At 61.8% G+C, this 14,574-nt stretch carries 13 protein-coding genes; 9 read left to right on the top strand and 4 right to left on the bottom strand.

The genetic code is table 11. The features are described 5' to 3' along the window. The 7 genes from Q0S16_RS24700 to Q0S16_RS24670 form a co-directional block, all read left to right on the top strand. Positions 1 to 291: MaoC family dehydratase (locus tag Q0S16_RS24700; RefSeq protein ID WP_295854621.1), on the top strand; the 291-nt coding region annotated here is incomplete at its 5' end. 22 nt (positions 292 to 313) lie between these two features. Further along, on the top strand, positions 314 to 1,549 hold the full coding sequence (locus tag Q0S16_RS24695) for an FAD-dependent monooxygenase (RefSeq protein WP_295854618.1): 1,236 nt from the start codon (positions 314 to 316) through the stop codon (positions 1,547 to 1,549). 45 nt (positions 1,550 to 1,594) lie between these two features. Then, on the top strand, positions 1,595 to 2,575 hold the full coding sequence (locus Q0S16_RS24690) for a tripartite tricarboxylate transporter substrate binding protein (protein ID WP_295854615.1): 981 nt from the start codon (positions 1,595 to 1,597) through the stop codon (positions 2,573 to 2,575). A gap of 53 nt (positions 2,576 to 2,628) precedes the next feature. Beyond that, positions 2,629 to 3,597, top strand: coding sequence for a tripartite tricarboxylate transporter substrate binding protein (locus tag Q0S16_RS24685; protein WP_295854612.1), 969 nt, complete (start codon positions 2,629 to 2,631; stop codon positions 3,595 to 3,597). Between the two features lie 227 nt (positions 3,598 to 3,824). Beyond that, entirely contained in the window at positions 3,825 to 4,334 is a 510-nt protein-coding gene (locus tag Q0S16_RS24680) for an EAL domain-containing protein (protein ID WP_295854601.1), read from the top strand. A gap of 1,113 nt (positions 4,335 to 5,447) precedes the next feature. Beyond that, entirely contained in the window at positions 5,448 to 7,289 is a 1,842-nt protein-coding gene (locus Q0S16_RS24675) for a heavy metal translocating P-type ATPase (protein WP_295854598.1), read from the top strand. A 267-nt stretch (positions 7,290 to 7,556) separates the two neighbouring features. Continuing rightward, positions 7,557 to 8,822, top strand: coding sequence for an arsenic transporter (locus Q0S16_RS24670; protein WP_295854595.1), 1,266 nt, complete (start codon positions 7,557 to 7,559; stop codon positions 8,820 to 8,822). Between the two features lie 6 nt (positions 8,823 to 8,828). Here Q0S16_RS24670 and Q0S16_RS24665 read toward each other — a convergent pair whose 3' ends face one another. From Q0S16_RS24665 to Q0S16_RS24650, 4 genes are all read right to left on the bottom strand, one after another. After that, complete coding sequence (locus tag Q0S16_RS24665) at positions 8,829 to 9,386, bottom strand: hypothetical protein (RefSeq protein ID WP_295854592.1); 558 nt, start codon at positions 9,384 to 9,386, stop codon at positions 8,829 to 8,831. Positions 9,387 to 9,539: 153 nt separating this feature from the next. Continuing rightward, a complete protein-coding gene (locus Q0S16_RS24660; RefSeq protein WP_295854589.1) occupies positions 9,540 to 10,748 on the bottom strand; it encodes an ABC transporter substrate-binding protein in 1,209 nt (402 codons plus the stop codon). Positions 10,749 to 10,801: 53 nt separating this feature from the next. Continuing rightward, positions 10,802 to 12,448: a class I adenylate-forming enzyme family protein gene (locus Q0S16_RS24655; RefSeq protein ID WP_295854586.1), complete on the bottom strand. Its 1,647-nt coding sequence runs from the start codon at positions 12,446 to 12,448 to the stop codon at positions 10,802 to 10,804. A gap of 576 nt (positions 12,449 to 13,024) precedes the next feature. Further along, positions 13,025 to 13,858: a universal stress protein gene (locus tag Q0S16_RS24650; RefSeq protein WP_295854583.1), complete on the bottom strand. Its 834-nt coding sequence runs from the start codon at positions 13,856 to 13,858 to the stop codon at positions 13,025 to 13,027. Between the two features lie 234 nt (positions 13,859 to 14,092). Between Q0S16_RS24650 and Q0S16_RS24645 the strand changes: the two genes are divergently transcribed. Together Q0S16_RS24645 and Q0S16_RS24640 are read left to right on the top strand one after the other, a co-directional pair. After that, complete coding sequence (locus Q0S16_RS24645) at positions 14,093 to 14,305, top strand: hypothetical protein (protein WP_295854581.1); 213 nt, start codon at positions 14,093 to 14,095, stop codon at positions 14,303 to 14,305. 27 nt (positions 14,306 to 14,332) lie between these two features. Then, on the top strand, positions 14,333 to 14,574 hold a 242-nt coding region (locus Q0S16_RS24640), incomplete at its 3' end, for a hypothetical protein (protein WP_295854579.1).

Below are 14,574 nucleotides of genomic sequence, written 5' to 3'. Positions count from 1 at the left end.
TTCGGCAAGACCAATTTCGGCGGCATCATCATGCACGGTATGAACAATTTCGGGTTGATCACCCGGATGATTACCGATTGGGCGTATCCCGCGGGTGCGGTTCATCGTCGGCTGGAAACGCGCTGGGTCAAACCCGTGAAGCCTGGTGACACCATCCAGCCGGTCGGCATTATTAAGGCCAAGCAGGTCACTGAGCGCTCGCGTTGGGTGCTGATCGACGTGCTTGTGCGCAATCAGAACGACGAGAAGGTCGCGGTCGGCGAAGCCATGGTCGAGTTTCCGACGAAATAAACCTTCCGACAAGGGCTGCGCAATGTCTATCGTGATCGCGGGAGCGGGAATTGGCGGATTGACGGCGGCGCTTAGTTTGCACGCCGCGGGCCGCTCGGATGTCCTGGTGCTGGAAGCAGTACGCGAGATTCGCGAAGTCGGCGTCGGAATTAACCTGCCTCCGCATGCGGTCAGGGAACTGAGCGAACTGGGGCTCGGTGACGCCCTCGATGGCATTGGCGTGCGGACGAAGGAGCTGGCCTATTACGATCCGGCAGGCCAGCTGATCTGGGCCGAGCCGCGCGGGCTGGATGCAGGCTATCGCTGGCCTCAATATTCGGTGCATCGCGGCCGCTTGCAACGGCTGCTCGTCGAGGTCGTACAAAAGCGCCTCGGCATGGCGGCCGTTCAGGTAGGGCATCGTGTGAAGGCTATAAAGCAGTCGGCCGACGTAGTTGAGATTGAGGTCGTCGATGTAACGACCGGGTCTGCTTCGTCTCATACCGCAGAGGCACTAATTGTTGCTGACGGTATCCGGTCCACGCTGCGCGATAGCCTGATCGGCGAGGTCACGCCGCTGGCGTCCAACGGATGGGTGATGTACCGCGGCACGGCTACAGCGGGGCCGTTCCTTTCCGGGGAGTCGATGGTGATCATCGGTGATGAGAGCCAGCGCATCGTGGTCTATCCGATCGGTGCCGGCCTGCTCAACTGGCTGTTGGTCCGCCCGAAGGACGAGGACAACGGAGTCGGCGAGCTGGGCAACTGGAACGCGCCGATCGCTCCGGAAGTGGCGGCCTCTTTCGTCCGAGACTTTCGTTTCGACTGGCTAGACGTGCATGCTTTGATCGCCTCTTCATCGGAAGCCTACCAATATCCGATGGCTGATATTGATCCGCTGCCGCGTTGGGTGTTCGGTAGATGCGTTCTGCTAGGCGACGCCGCGCATGCCATGTATCCGTTCGGCTCCAACGGCGCTTCGCAGGCGATACTCGATGCGCGCGTGCTGGCCTATCAGTTAGCAAATGAAATTACGGTTGATGATGGGCTGATGGCCTACGAAGCGCTTCGCCGTCCGGTCGCGACCGATGTGCAGTTGGCCAACCGGCGGCAGGCTGGCGACGTCATGGCCAGGGTCAGTGCGATGGCAAGGCGTGGCGCGCATGGCGACGCTGCTGCCGAGTTGCAGGACATCGAGCGTCGATACAAGCAGCTTGCCGGATTTGATGTCGGCGCGCTTAACGAACGTCGGTCATGGAGTGTGGTACAGGATTCGTAGCAACCGGAAAAATCCGGGCTCAAATAAAAGAATGAAGGGGACGAAATGAGTTGGCTTCAGGCAGTGGTGCGATGTGGCATCGTGGCGGTTGCATTAATTGGTGCGGCCGGTGACCGCGCCGTAGCGCAATCCTATCCGGATCGGCCCATCCGGCTGCTGGTGGGCTTCGGTCCAGGCGGTGCGACCGACATCACCTTCCGCAAACTCGCCGATCTGGCATCCAAGCAGTTGGGCCAGCCGATCATCATCGAAAACAAGCCTGGCGCTGGCGCTACGCTCGCGCCATCAACGATGGCCAAGAACGATAGTCCCAATGGCTATACGATCGCTGCGGCAACGGCCGGGCTGCTGCGATATCCCTATATGCAAAAGGTAGATTGGGATCCGATCAGTGATTTTACCTGGATAGCGGGATTGGGCGGCTATACGTTCGTGCTGGCCGTCAACGCCGACTCGCCATTCAAGACGGTGGCTGATCTGGTCTCTTTCGCGAAGGCCAATCCGGGACACGCGACAATTGCCACGGCCGGCGCAGGAACCACCATGCACTTGCTGACCGAAGCGCTGGCAGGAATGGCGGGTGTTGAGATCACCCATGTTGGATACCGTAGCAGCAGCGAGGCTGGCACTGCCGTGCTCGGCGGCCATGCAATGGCCACCGTCGACGCTGTGGGCACCATTCTGCCCTACACCGAATCCAGCAAAATGCGCATACTGTTGTCGTTCGATCCTCAGGCCGTTGACTGGCTGCCCGGCGTGCGTACCGCAAAAAGCCTTGGCTACGATCTCGTTTATCCCGCGCCCTACGGGCTTGTCGGGCCGAAGGACATGCCGCCTGAAATCGTCAGCCGATTGTATCAAGCGTTCAAAACCGCCGCGGAAAGCGACGAATATCGCCTGTTGCTCAAGACACTGCGGCAGACCGCATGGAACCGGTCTCCTGCCGAATATGAGCAGTGGGCGCGCGAATTTTATGTATCGGAACGTTCATTGGTAGAGCGCGCGAAGCTGCTGAGGCAGCCATAATGATGACGCGGATGCGCTTTTACAGAGGTTTTCGACACATGCGACGATTGCACATGAAAACGACGTTTCGCCCCATCCTGTCAGTGGTCATGCTGTTGACCTCGCTGGCGGGGGCCGCCGCTGATGAAAAGTTTCCGAGCAGCATCAAGGTCGTGGTGCCTTTCCCGGCCGGCGGCACCACCGACATCCTGGCCCGCTTTGTCGCGCAGTATCTCGGAGACAAGCTCGGTGTCACCACGGTCGTCGAGAATAAGCCAGGTGCGTCTGGCACGATCGGCTCTGAAATGGTGGCGAGGTCGCCAGCCGATGGCACCGTGCTGCTGCTGACGGCGACGCATCACGTCATCAACCCTAGTCTGCGACGTAATTTGCCGTACGATACGCAGAAGGACTTCTCGCCGATTGCCTTGGTCGCAACAGCGCCCAACGCGCTGGTGGTGACGAAGGATTTTCCAGCCAAGAACGTCGCCGAGTTGATCGCGATGGCAAAAAAAGAGCCCGGCAGACTGTCGTTCGGCTCCGCTGGGGTCGGCGGCGCCAATCACCTGTCGGGCGAATTGTTCAAGGAAATGGCCGGCATCGACATCGCGCACATTCCGTATAAAGGCGCGGCGCCCGCGATGAACGACTTGATCGGCGGCCATATCCCGATCATGTTCGACACACTGCCGACGGTGATCCCTGCCGCCGAAGCCGGCACCATTCGGGTGCTCGCGATCACCAGCCTGACGCGGGCCACCTCCTTGCCCGACGTGCCAACGCTCGACGAGTCCGGCGTGCACGGTTTCGAGGCCAGCGCCTGGTTTGGCCTTTATATGCCGAAGGCAGACGCTAATTCGGCGTATAACCGTCTGGTGGCCGCGATGGTGGAAATTCTAGCTTCTCAGGCGACGCGTGAGAAATTTGCCACTCAGGGGGTCGAACCCGGCAAACTGACCGGCCCGGCCTTCACAGCTTTCATTGATTTGGAGATGAAAAAATGGAACGGCGTAGTGCGCAGGGCTAATGTTCCGCAGGAGTAATCCGAGATCTTCTTCGCTCCTCAGCTCGACTTTGTACATTATGCGGCGAAGCAAAGGGCCTGAGCCATTCGGAACAGACGGCTGGGAGGTATTTTATGCATGGCCGGGTTTGACGGGGAGTGTCGATAAAGATCAACGCTCCACAGAACGAGGCGAACTGCGCCGATCGCGTCTGAGAATGTGAATTCTGTTTTCTTGTACCATGCCGCTGCGTAGGGCTAAGTGTTTTGGCCGAGGAGATCACCGGCCCACAGTGTCACGAGACCAGAGAGCGCCAGGAGCAAAGGCGTCGTGCGCATGATGGCGTTATCATTCCACTGGCGGCCACGGCGATGGCGGACGCATCGCAGCTCGGCGGCATTCTGTTGCAACTGCGGCTAAAACGAATTGGGCTCCCGATCGACGATTTCGGCACAGGATACTTGTCGCTTTCCGCGCTCGCGCAGATGCCGTTTAGCGAAGTAAAGATCGATCGGTTGTTCGTGACGAACCGTCGGTGCGACGGTGAAATGTTAAGGATTGTGCGCGGCTCGATCGCGCTAGCACACGGATACGGCATGAAGGTCGCGTCGGATGGTATTGATGATATCATGACGGCAGAGGTTCTATCTCAACTTGAATGTGATTTCGGTCAGGGGGACGCGTTCGCACCGGGACTCGACGTAGACGCATTAGGAGCTTATTTCGAAAATCTGTCTTGCGGGTCGGCGCTTGATCAAGCCGCTTTGATTCATTGAGACTCCGGTTGAGTGGCGACATCTACTGTGAATCCTAGGGGCTCCGAATCAAGCCGAGGACACTCCGATGTGGACCACCGTCACCTGCGTGTAGATAGGCATGCCACTTGGCCCCCGATCGGCTTCCAAGGTTGACCCAGACCGTGCCGCTCTATGTCCGTGACATTGCGATGGAAATCAGCTGTCGTCCGGGGGACGATCGGGCGCCGATGCATAAATGACCGCACAAACCCGTATGGGACCATGCCCCAGGTAGTGACTTGCATTCTTATCGCATCGGGCGTGTCGGCGGGGTTGATCGAACGGCTCCAACCTTGGCGGGGGTCGATTGACAGCCGGGCTTAGTCAGATTTAGGTACACGGCATTGGTACACAGAGCCAATTCTGCGGTTGAGAAAGTCTCTTTTTTCAATTGCTTGGGTTGTTGGCGGCCGGAATCTCCCCCTCTCCGCCAAAATTACTGCGACGTTGAAATATAACGAGAATAATCTCTCGTCATTTTTCCCTCCTCGCCCGCGGTTTCATTTGCATCAGCGATCGGGTCTGCTGACCGTCGCGTCGTCGTCGCTCAGTCCGTGGTCGACCAAGTCCGTGACCGCTTCAGTTTTGAATGTCCCTTGTTCCGCGGAACCATCGCCATTCAGCGAGCAACAAAGACTGAATATTGCCACGGCGCAGTTGGTGCGAAGTCCTGACAATTGCTTCCGGTGAAGCGGGTCTAACGTCTCTTGTCACCGGTGACAGTCGCATCCGGTCGCCTGGCTTGGCCCGGTCGTGGCGTTGCCGCAACGGCACGAAGAAGCGAATGCCGGGTCCCGAAAAATTCGAGCCCATGGCGCGGGGCAATCCGTTCGCCATTACGTCCGCAACGACATCATTGCTACCATAGAAGCTTCATCGATCGCCCTGTTTGCGCCCCGAATGACACGCCGTGTCGGGCGTGGTGAAGGCCGCCGGAGTGCATGTCAGGTGGTGCCAGCGGGAGCCGTCAACGCGGGTCTGCCGGTGCCTGGGCGCCGTTCGCTGCTGCTGTTGATGCATATCAAGGGGACAGGCGCGGCGGTGGCGCACTCAGGATGACGAGCTGCGCCCCTCCGACGGATGATGACCGCCATGACCACCGGATTCTCCATTCGCCCGTGGCTGATTGCGTTTCCGGCCGTGGGCATTGCCGCGGGCTTTGCGATGCGGTTCGCGGGGCAGGAATCCTGGGTGACGGCCGTGTGGGCGGCATCGACCCTTCCGGTTCTGCTGGCCCTGCTGGTCGATATCGTCGTCAGCCTGCGCCGTGGCGAGGTTGGCCTCGATATCGTCGCTGCGTTGTCGATGACGGCAGCGCTCCTGTTCGGCGAAGAACTCGCCGCGGCGGTAGTCGCGCTGATGTATGCGGGCGGGCAGTATCTTGAGGGTTTTGCCGAGCGTCACGCGCGCCGTGAGATGACAGCGCTGTTGGCGCGGGTGCCGCGAACCGCGATGCGGCATCGCCAAGGCCAGCTCGAGGAGATCGGCCTGGAGATGGTGCTGCCTGGCGATCGTCTGCTGATCCGTCAGGGCGACGTCATTCCCGTCGACGGCACGGTGGCGCTGGGCACCGCGATTCTCGACCAGTCGGCGCTGACCGGCGAGTCCATCCCCGTGCAGCGCAAGGCCGGCGACGACGTGATGAGCGGGTCGACCAATGTGGGCGAGGCGTTCGATCTCGTCGCACAGCGTCGCTCCGCGGAGAGCACCTATGCCGGCATCGTAAGGCTGGTTGAGGGGGCGCAGCGGTCGAAGGCGCCGATGACGCGGCTGGCCGACCGTTTTGCCATGGTGTTCCTCGGCGTCACGGTGACGATTGCTGGCACCGCCTGGCTGTGGACCGGCGATCCGATCCGCGCCGTCGCCGTGCTCGTCGTTGCCACGCCGTGCCCGCTGATTCTCGCGGTCCCCGTGGCCATCGTCTCCGGGCTGTCGCGCGCGGCCAGGCAGGGCATCCTGATCAAGGGCGGCAAGGCGCTGGAGATGCTGGCGCGGATTCGCGCTTTGGTGATCGACAAGACCGGCACGCTGACAGACGGACGCGCCAGGGTCGTCTCGGTGCAGGCGATGCCGGGCTATTCCGCTGACGAGATCATCCGGATCGCGGCCTCGCTGGATCAGGTGTCCCAGCACATCATCGCCCAGACCATCGTTGCGGAGGCGCAGGCGCGCAATCTGCGTCTGTCATTGCCGACGAATGCGCTGGAGGTCGCGGGTGAAGGTGTCGCGGGAAATGTCGATGGCCGGCCGGCGTTGGTCGGCGGCGTGGCTTTTGTCGCCTCGCGCGTCGCCGCTGGCAGCGGCCCGGCGCCGCCACACGCGACGCCGGGCGCGGCAAGGGTGGCGGTGGCCATCGACGGCGAATTCGCCGGGCAAATCATCCTCGCCGACGAATTGCGCGAAGGTACCGAGGCCTTGCTCGCCGCGTTGCGCAAGCTCGGCATTGCCAGGATCGTGCTGGCCACCGGCGACCGCCGAGCCGTGGCCGACGCCATCACTGCCGGGCTGTCCATTGATGCCGTGCGCTCGGAGCTGACGCCGGACCAGAAGGTCCTGGTGGTGCTCTCGGAACGCAAAAATGGGCCTGTGATGATGGTCGGCGACGGCGTCAATGATGCGCCAGCTCTCGCCGCCGCCGATATCGGGCTTGCGATGGGCGCACGCGGTGCCGCGGCCTCGGCGGAGGCGGCAGATGTGGTGCTGCTGGTCGACCAGCTTGACCGTTTGGTACCGGCCATCCGGATTGCGCGTCGGGCGCGGTTCATCGCGCTGGAGAGCGTTTATGTCGGCATCGGCCTGTCGATTGCGGGCATGATCGCGGCTGCGCTCGGATATCTGACGCCTGTGCAGGGCGCGCTGTTGCAGGAAGTCATCGACGTCGCGGTGATTCTCAATGCGCTGCGGGTGCTGGGCGACCCCGGTCATCGTGGTTGACGCCTTCGCATCAGGGCGAAGCATCCCTGGAATGCAGTCCTGGAATATTGAATGTAAGGATGGGCCGGTCACGTGATACGGCTCGGCGGCAGGGATCGTGAAAGCGCGCTTGCACCGCCCTGTCTTGCTGGCCGATCAACAGAACTTCAATGAATTTATGATATTGTATAGAAACCATCGGTCGCGCCGCCTTGTTTGTGCAGGCCGGATTGCTGCGCGTGATCGCGACCGAGCCCGCTCGCCGGTACTGGCGGCAGCGCAATGATCATGTCGGAGATGACGGTTCACCTCGCCACCTGGGCGATCGCCGGTCTTGCCACCCTCGGCGTCATCCTGCGGCCCTTCAATTGGCCGGAATATATCTGGGCGGTGGCCGGCGCGGCGTTGCTGATGGCCCTGCAACTGTTGCCCTGGGTGGATGCGCTGGCGGCGGCCGAAAAAGGCACCGACGTCTATTTCTTCCTGATCGGCATGATGCTGCTGGCGGAGGTGGCGCGCCAGGAGGGACTGTTCGACTGGCTCGCCGCGCAGGCGGTGCGACTGGCCGACAATTCGGCGAAGCGACTGTTTCTGATCATCTATATCGTCGGCACCGTCGTCACGGTGTTCCTGTCGAATGATGCCACCGCGGTGGTGCTGACGCCGGCGGTCTATGCGGCGACGCGCGCGGCGAAGGTCGAGCCGCTGCCCTATCTGTTCATCTGCGCCTTCATCGCCAATGCCGCGAGTTTCGTGTTGCCGATCTCCAACCCGGCCAACCTCGTTCTATTCGGCGCGAAGATGCCGGCCTTGCTGGACTGGCTGCGCCTGTTCGCGCTGCCATCGCTGGCGGCGATCGTTGCGACCTATCTCGCGCTACGGTTTACGCAACGCCGTCATCTCGATGCCGAGGTAGCGTCGATCGGGACCCTCGATCCGCTCTCGCTCGGCGGCAAGTTCGCGGGTGCCGGCATCGCCGTGACGGCGGTGGTTCTGATCGCGGCTTCGGCGCTCGGCCGCGATCTCGGCTTGCCGACCTTCGTCGCCGGCTCCCTCGTCACCTTGCTGGTGCTGCTGGTCGCGCGGCAGTCGCCGATTCCCATCCTCAAGGACGTGTCGTGGTCGGTGCTGCCGCTGGTCGCCGGCCTGTTCATTCTGGTCGAAGGGCTGAACAGGACCGGCGTATTGCCGGCGCTGGCGCGGATCCTGAAAGAATCGGCCGCGGCCTCGCCGCAAACGACCTCCTGGGTCTCCGGTGTCGCGGTGGCGATCGGCTCCAATCTGGTCAACAATCTGCCGATGGGTCTGATGGCGGCGACCATCAATCAGGCGGCCGATCTCCCGGCGCATGTCACCGCCGCGATCCTGATCGGTGTCGATCTCGGGCCGAACCTGTCGGTCACCGGATCTCTGGCGACGATCCTGTGGCTGATCGCCCTGCGACGTGAATCCGAGAACGTCACGATCCTGCAGTTTCTCAAAGTCGGTCTCGTCGTGATGCCGCCGGCGCTGGTGCTGGCGCTGGCCGCCCTGCTGCTGACCGCGCCAGCATGACGGCGTTCACCGGTGCTGGACCGACGTGTCCGACGGAAACACAAAGCCGATGAGCGCGAACAGCGATGCCACGCTGAAGGCGTGCATCCCGATGATGCCGCGGTATTCCGCGTTACTGTAGATTTCGAACGGACCGCCGACCGCCGGATCGATGAACAGATAGGCGGCGAAGGGGCATGCGAGGACAACGACCATCGTCAACCGCTCGGTGGCGCGGAACAGGATCGTGGCGAGCAGAACGCAGGGCAGCAGAAACAGCTCGACGGCGGTCGCGACTCCAATGAGCTTGACGGCGAGTACGCCATTGGCGACGCCGATGATCGGAAGCATGGCGCGGCCTGCCAGCTTGTGCCGCCGCGACACCGCGGGCACGGCGGCGAACAGCGGCATGGTGATCAGGGTCAGCCACGCCGGCCAGGCCGATTGGCCGACAATCGCATGCAGATAAAGCGGATAGAACGGCTGGTTGCCGGCAATGACCAGGGCCACCGTGTTGGCCACCACTGCCAAGGGATCTGGATTGTCTCGATAGGACCGGAGACGGTCCTGCAGGCGCGAAAACATCGTGGCCTTTCATGGAGTTGGCGCACCGGGTGGCGAGGCCGCCCGAATTCCCCTCCTCATGCGCCGCGGAACGGCGCACGTCGAGACCGATTTTGCGCAATTCCACGCGACCCGGGCGCCGTCCGATGGCTCGAACGGCGGGCGCAGCCGGCGTTAATCCACCGTGACGGCGGTCACCGGAACCCAGTCATGGCCGTCGAATTGCTGCACCAGCAGCCGCTTGAACGGCACGTAATTGTCCGGGCTGGTATTGTAGGTCGTGCCCGGAAGCAAAGAGGGCGCCGGCACATTGTTCAGATGTGTCGCCTGATACAGCAGATTTTCGCGGGTCAGGTTGTCGCCGCAGGCCTCGATGATCTTTCCCATGATGTAGGCGAAGGAATAGACGGAAAAGCCGATCTCGTTGGTGGGGTCTTCGTTGGGCAGATATTTTTTCATGAACGCCTGATAGGCGATGACATCGGGATCCTTGGCCCAGCGCGGGCTCGACACCTGCTTGTAGGGCGTGGCCGCGACGATGCCAGTCACCGTTTCCAGCCCGGCGGCTTCGAGGAACTGCCGGCCGATCGAGGGACTGACCACGAGCTGCAGCGGCTTCCAGTCCAGTTCATAGGCCTTCTTGAAGGCCTGCGAGGAGGCCTTGCCCAGCGAGACGTTGAAGAACGTATCGGCCCCGGAGGATTTCAATTGCGCGATCGGCGAGTCGAGCGTCGGGTCCGTAAGCTCGTAGGTGACTTCCTTGACGATCATCGTGGCGGCCTTGTCGCCGAGGCCCTTCCTGAACCCGGTGACATAGTCGCGGCCGAAATCGTCGTTCTGCATCAGGATTGCGATTTTGGCGTTCGGCCTGATCGACAGCAGATATTTCGCCAGGATCTCGCCTTCCGTTCCATAGAGATGAAAGGCCGGCGTCGACCATTTGAACGTCGCCGGCTGATTCCACTTGTTGGCGCCGGTCGAGACCAGAAGCTGGGGGATGCCCTTGCCGTTGAGATATTTTTGTACGGCCGATTGCGCCGCCGTGCCGGACGAGCCGAACAGCGCCAGCACGCCATCATTCTCGACCAGCCTGCGGGTCTGTTCGACGGTTTTGGGCGGAGAAAAAGCATCATCCAACGAGATCAGATTGATCTTGCGGCCATTGATGCCGCCCTTCTCCTCGTTGAGCATGCGGAAATAGGCCAGTTCGGTGCGACCCTGAATGCCGTGCAGCGAAAGTGGGCCGCTATAAGGCATCGTCTGTCCGAGCTTGATCTCGGTATCCGACGCGCCTTCGCTATATTTCTTTTCACCAGCCATGGCGCCGCTGGCGAGCAGCAACCCGGTGGAAAGAACGGCGATCGCCGAGATCAATCGTTGCATGGTGATGTTCCCAATGTTTGATCGGATGGAGGCATCGGCCCGAGGCCGTGCATTCAGGCTCTTTCCAGCAATTCCTGGCGCAGGCGGGTCTTCAAAATCTTGCCACTTGCCGTTCTCGGCAATTCGTCGCGGCGAATGTCGACATGCACGGGCAGCTTGAACGCCGCCACACGCGGTCGCAGATAGTCGATGATAAGCGCTTCTGTCAGAACAACGCCTGCCCGGGCCTGCACCACGGCGCCGACGACGTCGCCGAGGATGCGGTCGGGGATGCCGACGATCGCGGCGTCGAGAATATCGGGGTGCGACAGCAGGGCGTCCTCGATCTCGACGCAATAGATGTTCTCGCCGCCGCGGATCAGCATGTCATTGGCGCGATCGAGCAGATAGACGAAGCCCTCATCGTCCATGCGGACGATGTCGCCGGTACGATACCAGCCGTCGTGAAACGCCTTCGCGGTCGCCGCCGGATTGTTCCAGTAGCCCTTGACGACATTGCCGCCATAGATCTCAAGCTCGCCGATCGCGCCGGTCGGAAGTATCGTGCCATCGGGCCCGATCACCCGCAGATCGCAGCCGGGCACGGCGGGGCCGACGGAGTCCGGTCGGGCGAGATAGTCCTGTTCGCTGTTCGAGGTCGATACCGAGGAGGTTTCCGTCGCGCCATAACCCTGGCCTGCGAACCTGCCGGGAAACAGCGCGGCGATCCTGCGCGCCAGCGCGGGGGCGGCGGCCGCGCCGCCATAGGACAGCCCTTCGAGACTCGAGAGGTCGCGCGATTCGAAGTCCGGCGATTCGAGCAGTTGCCAGGTCATCGATGGAACGCCGGACATGCTGGTCACGCGCTCGCGTTCGATCAATTGCAGCGCCGTCTCGGCATTCCATTTGTGCATCAGGACGATCTTCGCGCCGTTGGCGAGCGCCGGGATCATCGTGGAATGACAGCCCGTGACATGAAAGAACGGCACCGGCAGCAGAATGACTTTCTGTACGCCGGTCGGCGCGGGCAGGGCATCGCCGCGCCGGATCGCCGCACGCGGCGCGGCGAATGCGATATTCATGAGATTGCACATGATATTGCGATGCGTGCCCAGCGCGCCCTTGGGACGACCCGTGGTGCCGGACGTGTAGAGAATGGTCGCGTCGTCGTCGGGGGCGATGTCGCGGTCTGGCGGCACGCGATCGGGCAGCGAGTCATAGGTCTCGGGTGCGCCGATCAGGTCCTCCAGCGCCTTCGCGCGACCCAGCGTGTCGCGCGGGGTTCGTACTGCGATCAGTGCCGCGGCACCGCCGCCATCCGGATGCGACGCCAGCCGCCGCAGCCGTTCGGCATCGACAATGGCGACGCAGGCCCCGGAGTCGCTGAGGCCGTAAGCGAGGTCATCGCCGGTCCCCCAGGCATTGAGCGGCACCGCGATCGCTCCGATCGACGTCGCGGCCCAGAACGCGATCGGCCATTCCGGAAAATTGCGCATGGCAATGGCGACGCGATCGCCCTTGCGAACGTTGAAATCCTCGGCGAGCCGCCAGGCCAGCGCGGAGGCCGCGCGATAATGCGCGCGAAACGAAAGCCGTTCATTTTCATAGACCGTGAAGATCCGGTCATCCCAGGCGCGGCTGGCATCGAAGATGGCGCGCAGATCCTGCTGCGCGTTCTTGTAAACGCGTACCGGACGACCGCCGATATCGGCCGTCCGCATTTCGAAAGGGGCGCCTGGCAGCGTCAGGACGCGACAGGCCTCTGCAAGCGAGACGGCGGGCCAAAGAGGTTGCGGATCGGTCATCGCGGCACTTCCCAACAAGGATTACGAGAATCGTGGTGGCGTTGCGGATGCGGCTTCGATGATTCGAGCGCGCCCCGTGCGCGACGTTTACGGCGCCAGGAATTCCGTGCCAGCGCGGCTGGCAGGTTCGGCGCGATCCGCCAGCGGCTGCGACAGCAGCGCTGCTATGGCTGATATGTAAGGGGCCCGTGAGCCGGTCGGTGCATGGTGAGTTTCCGCGACACCGTCATGTCGCGACGGATAGCGCGGCCAATACTTTATTGCGATCAACGGAGAAAGATTTGTGGCCGTTGATATGCGTCCAACGACAGGCATGGATATCGCCGTGACGGCAGCTGATGCTCGCGTCATCTTTTTCTCCCGGACGTGACGAGTCTGATTGCTCGTCTTGGTCACGAGTATGTCGATTGCTTGCCAGCCGGTCAATTCCGATTAACCCGGTGACAAACTGTCACGAGCGTCATCAAGCCGGAGTGACCGCGGGCTTGTCTGTCAATGCGACATCAAGGCTGGGATCGTGAGGGGGTTGAACATTTCGCGCGTGGTACTACCCAGAATGAGCTCGCCGAGTTGCGAGTGGCCATAGCCGCCCATCACCAGATAGTCGCTGCCGAGATCGGCTGCGGTGGACAGAATGGTATTGTGAACATCCGAGGGGTCGGCGGTGGCGTGGTGCAATCTGGCAGGCAGTCCATAGTGGTTCATGTGCCGTGCCAGATCATTCATGCCGGCCTCGGCAGCGCGGGCGTTGCCGGCATGGATGGCGATCACGTCGATATTCTGGGCTCTGCGCAGCAGAGGCATGGCATCATGCAGCGCGCGGGCCGCGGCGCGGCCACCGTCCCAGCAAACCAGCGCACGGGCCGTCTTCAACGGCCCGTGATGGATGTGGGGGATCAACAGTATCGGGCGGCCGGATTGCACTAGAAGCGTTTCGGCCAGAAAAAAATCATGCGTCGGGCGGGCCTGTTCGGGCTGCGTCACGACGCTGAGGCCGGACAGCCGGGAGATCGCCGCCAGGGTGTGGTTGGCGTTGCGGGGCGTATTCGATACGCAGCCGGTAGTCGTTGCTATGCGCGCGCCATTTGCTGCTTTTACAAATCGGGCAAGACGGTCATTGGCGGCCTCGGGGTCCGTGTTGTACTCGGTGGGCGCTGCAAAAAGCGCCGCCGTTGGACCCACCGCAATGGCCGGATTGATGACCTGATAGGTGGCGACCAGCCCCTGCAGATGGGCGCCGAACATCTTTCCCAGCGAGATCGCGCAATCCAGCGCCGGCTCGATCGGCCGGTCAACCGGAAGATGGATGACGATATCCTTGATCACAGCGATCTCCAACGATTGAAGCGAGGCCGGAATTCACGGCCGGAGGGGACTATCATCATATCAAATAGGCTCGCCCGATTATCGCCGACATATGCTCGCCCGGGGCCATGGGGGCGGCGTTGATCCTGGTCAATAAATCACGTGCAGTGGCGTGATAGATTGATCAATGACGGCCGCGCCATAATGCGAGGCACGACCAGGCCTCGCAAGGCACGGAGCAAGTCAGGACAGAGCATGTCACGGTTCATCGTCAGATTCATGAAGAACGTGCTTGGTAGTAACGGCCGGCAGGCGGAAATCTGCCAGAGCTGCATTGAGGTTGATGCCGTCAATGAAACCGGTGCCGAGGAAGTAGCAAAAAAGAGCTTTTGCGAAAGCGAAGAATTGACAAGCTGGTCCGTCCACGCAGACCGAATCGAGGTCAGGGCCGCGGACTTTCCGTCCTAGGACTTGTCTCAAAACAGGAGAGCGAAAATGGCAGAGGAAGGAAACATCCACCCATCAGACTCCAGCGGCAGTTCACAAACCTCCGAGCCGCACTGGAGTACAGGTGTCAATACGATCCGTGACGCGCAGAAGGCAATGGCGGCCGAAGCGTTTTTGAACGTCTCGGAGACGGCCGATCGGTTCCGCAGCGAGGTGCATCTCTGGAACGAGATGCTGTCAAAAATGGCCGCGGCTCAGTCGATCAGGGATCTCGCCGTCGCCTGGCAGGA

Source organism: Tardiphaga sp. (assembly GCF_025356345.1).
GTDB lineage: Bacteria > Pseudomonadota > Alphaproteobacteria > Rhizobiales > Xanthobacteraceae > Tardiphaga.
Note: the sequence above shows the minus strand (reverse complement) of the source record. Positions and strands in the feature narration are given on the sequence as shown.

Coding starts and splice junctions, on each gene's coding strand:
- Q0S16_RS24695 (WP_295854618.1), top strand. CDS start 314: ATGTCTATCGTGATCGCGGGAGCGGGAATTGGCGGATTGACGGCGGCG.
- Q0S16_RS24690 (WP_295854615.1), top strand. CDS start 1,595: ATGAGTTGGCTTCAGGCAGTGGTGCGATGTGGCATCGTGGCGGTTGCA.
- Q0S16_RS24685 (WP_295854612.1), top strand. CDS start 2,629: ATGAAAACGACGTTTCGCCCCATCCTGTCAGTGGTCATGCTGTTGACC.
- Q0S16_RS24675 (WP_295854598.1), top strand. CDS start 5,448: ATGACCACCGGATTCTCCATTCGCCCGTGGCTGATTGCGTTTCCGGCC.
- Q0S16_RS24670 (WP_295854595.1), top strand. CDS start 7,557: ATGTCGGAGATGACGGTTCACCTCGCCACCTGGGCGATCGCCGGTCTT.
- Q0S16_RS24665 (WP_295854592.1), bottom strand. CDS start 9,386: ATGTTTTCGCGCCTGCAGGACCGTCTCCGGTCCTATCGAGACAATCCA.
- Q0S16_RS24660 (WP_295854589.1), bottom strand. CDS start 10,748: ATGCAACGATTGATCTCGGCGATCGCCGTTCTTTCCACCGGGTTGCTG.
- Q0S16_RS24655 (WP_295854586.1), bottom strand. CDS start 12,448: ATGCGGACGGCCGATATCGGCGGTCGTCCGGTACGCGTTTACAAGAAC.
- Q0S16_RS24645 (WP_295854581.1), top strand. CDS start 14,093: ATGTCACGGTTCATCGTCAGATTCATGAAGAACGTGCTTGGTAGTAAC.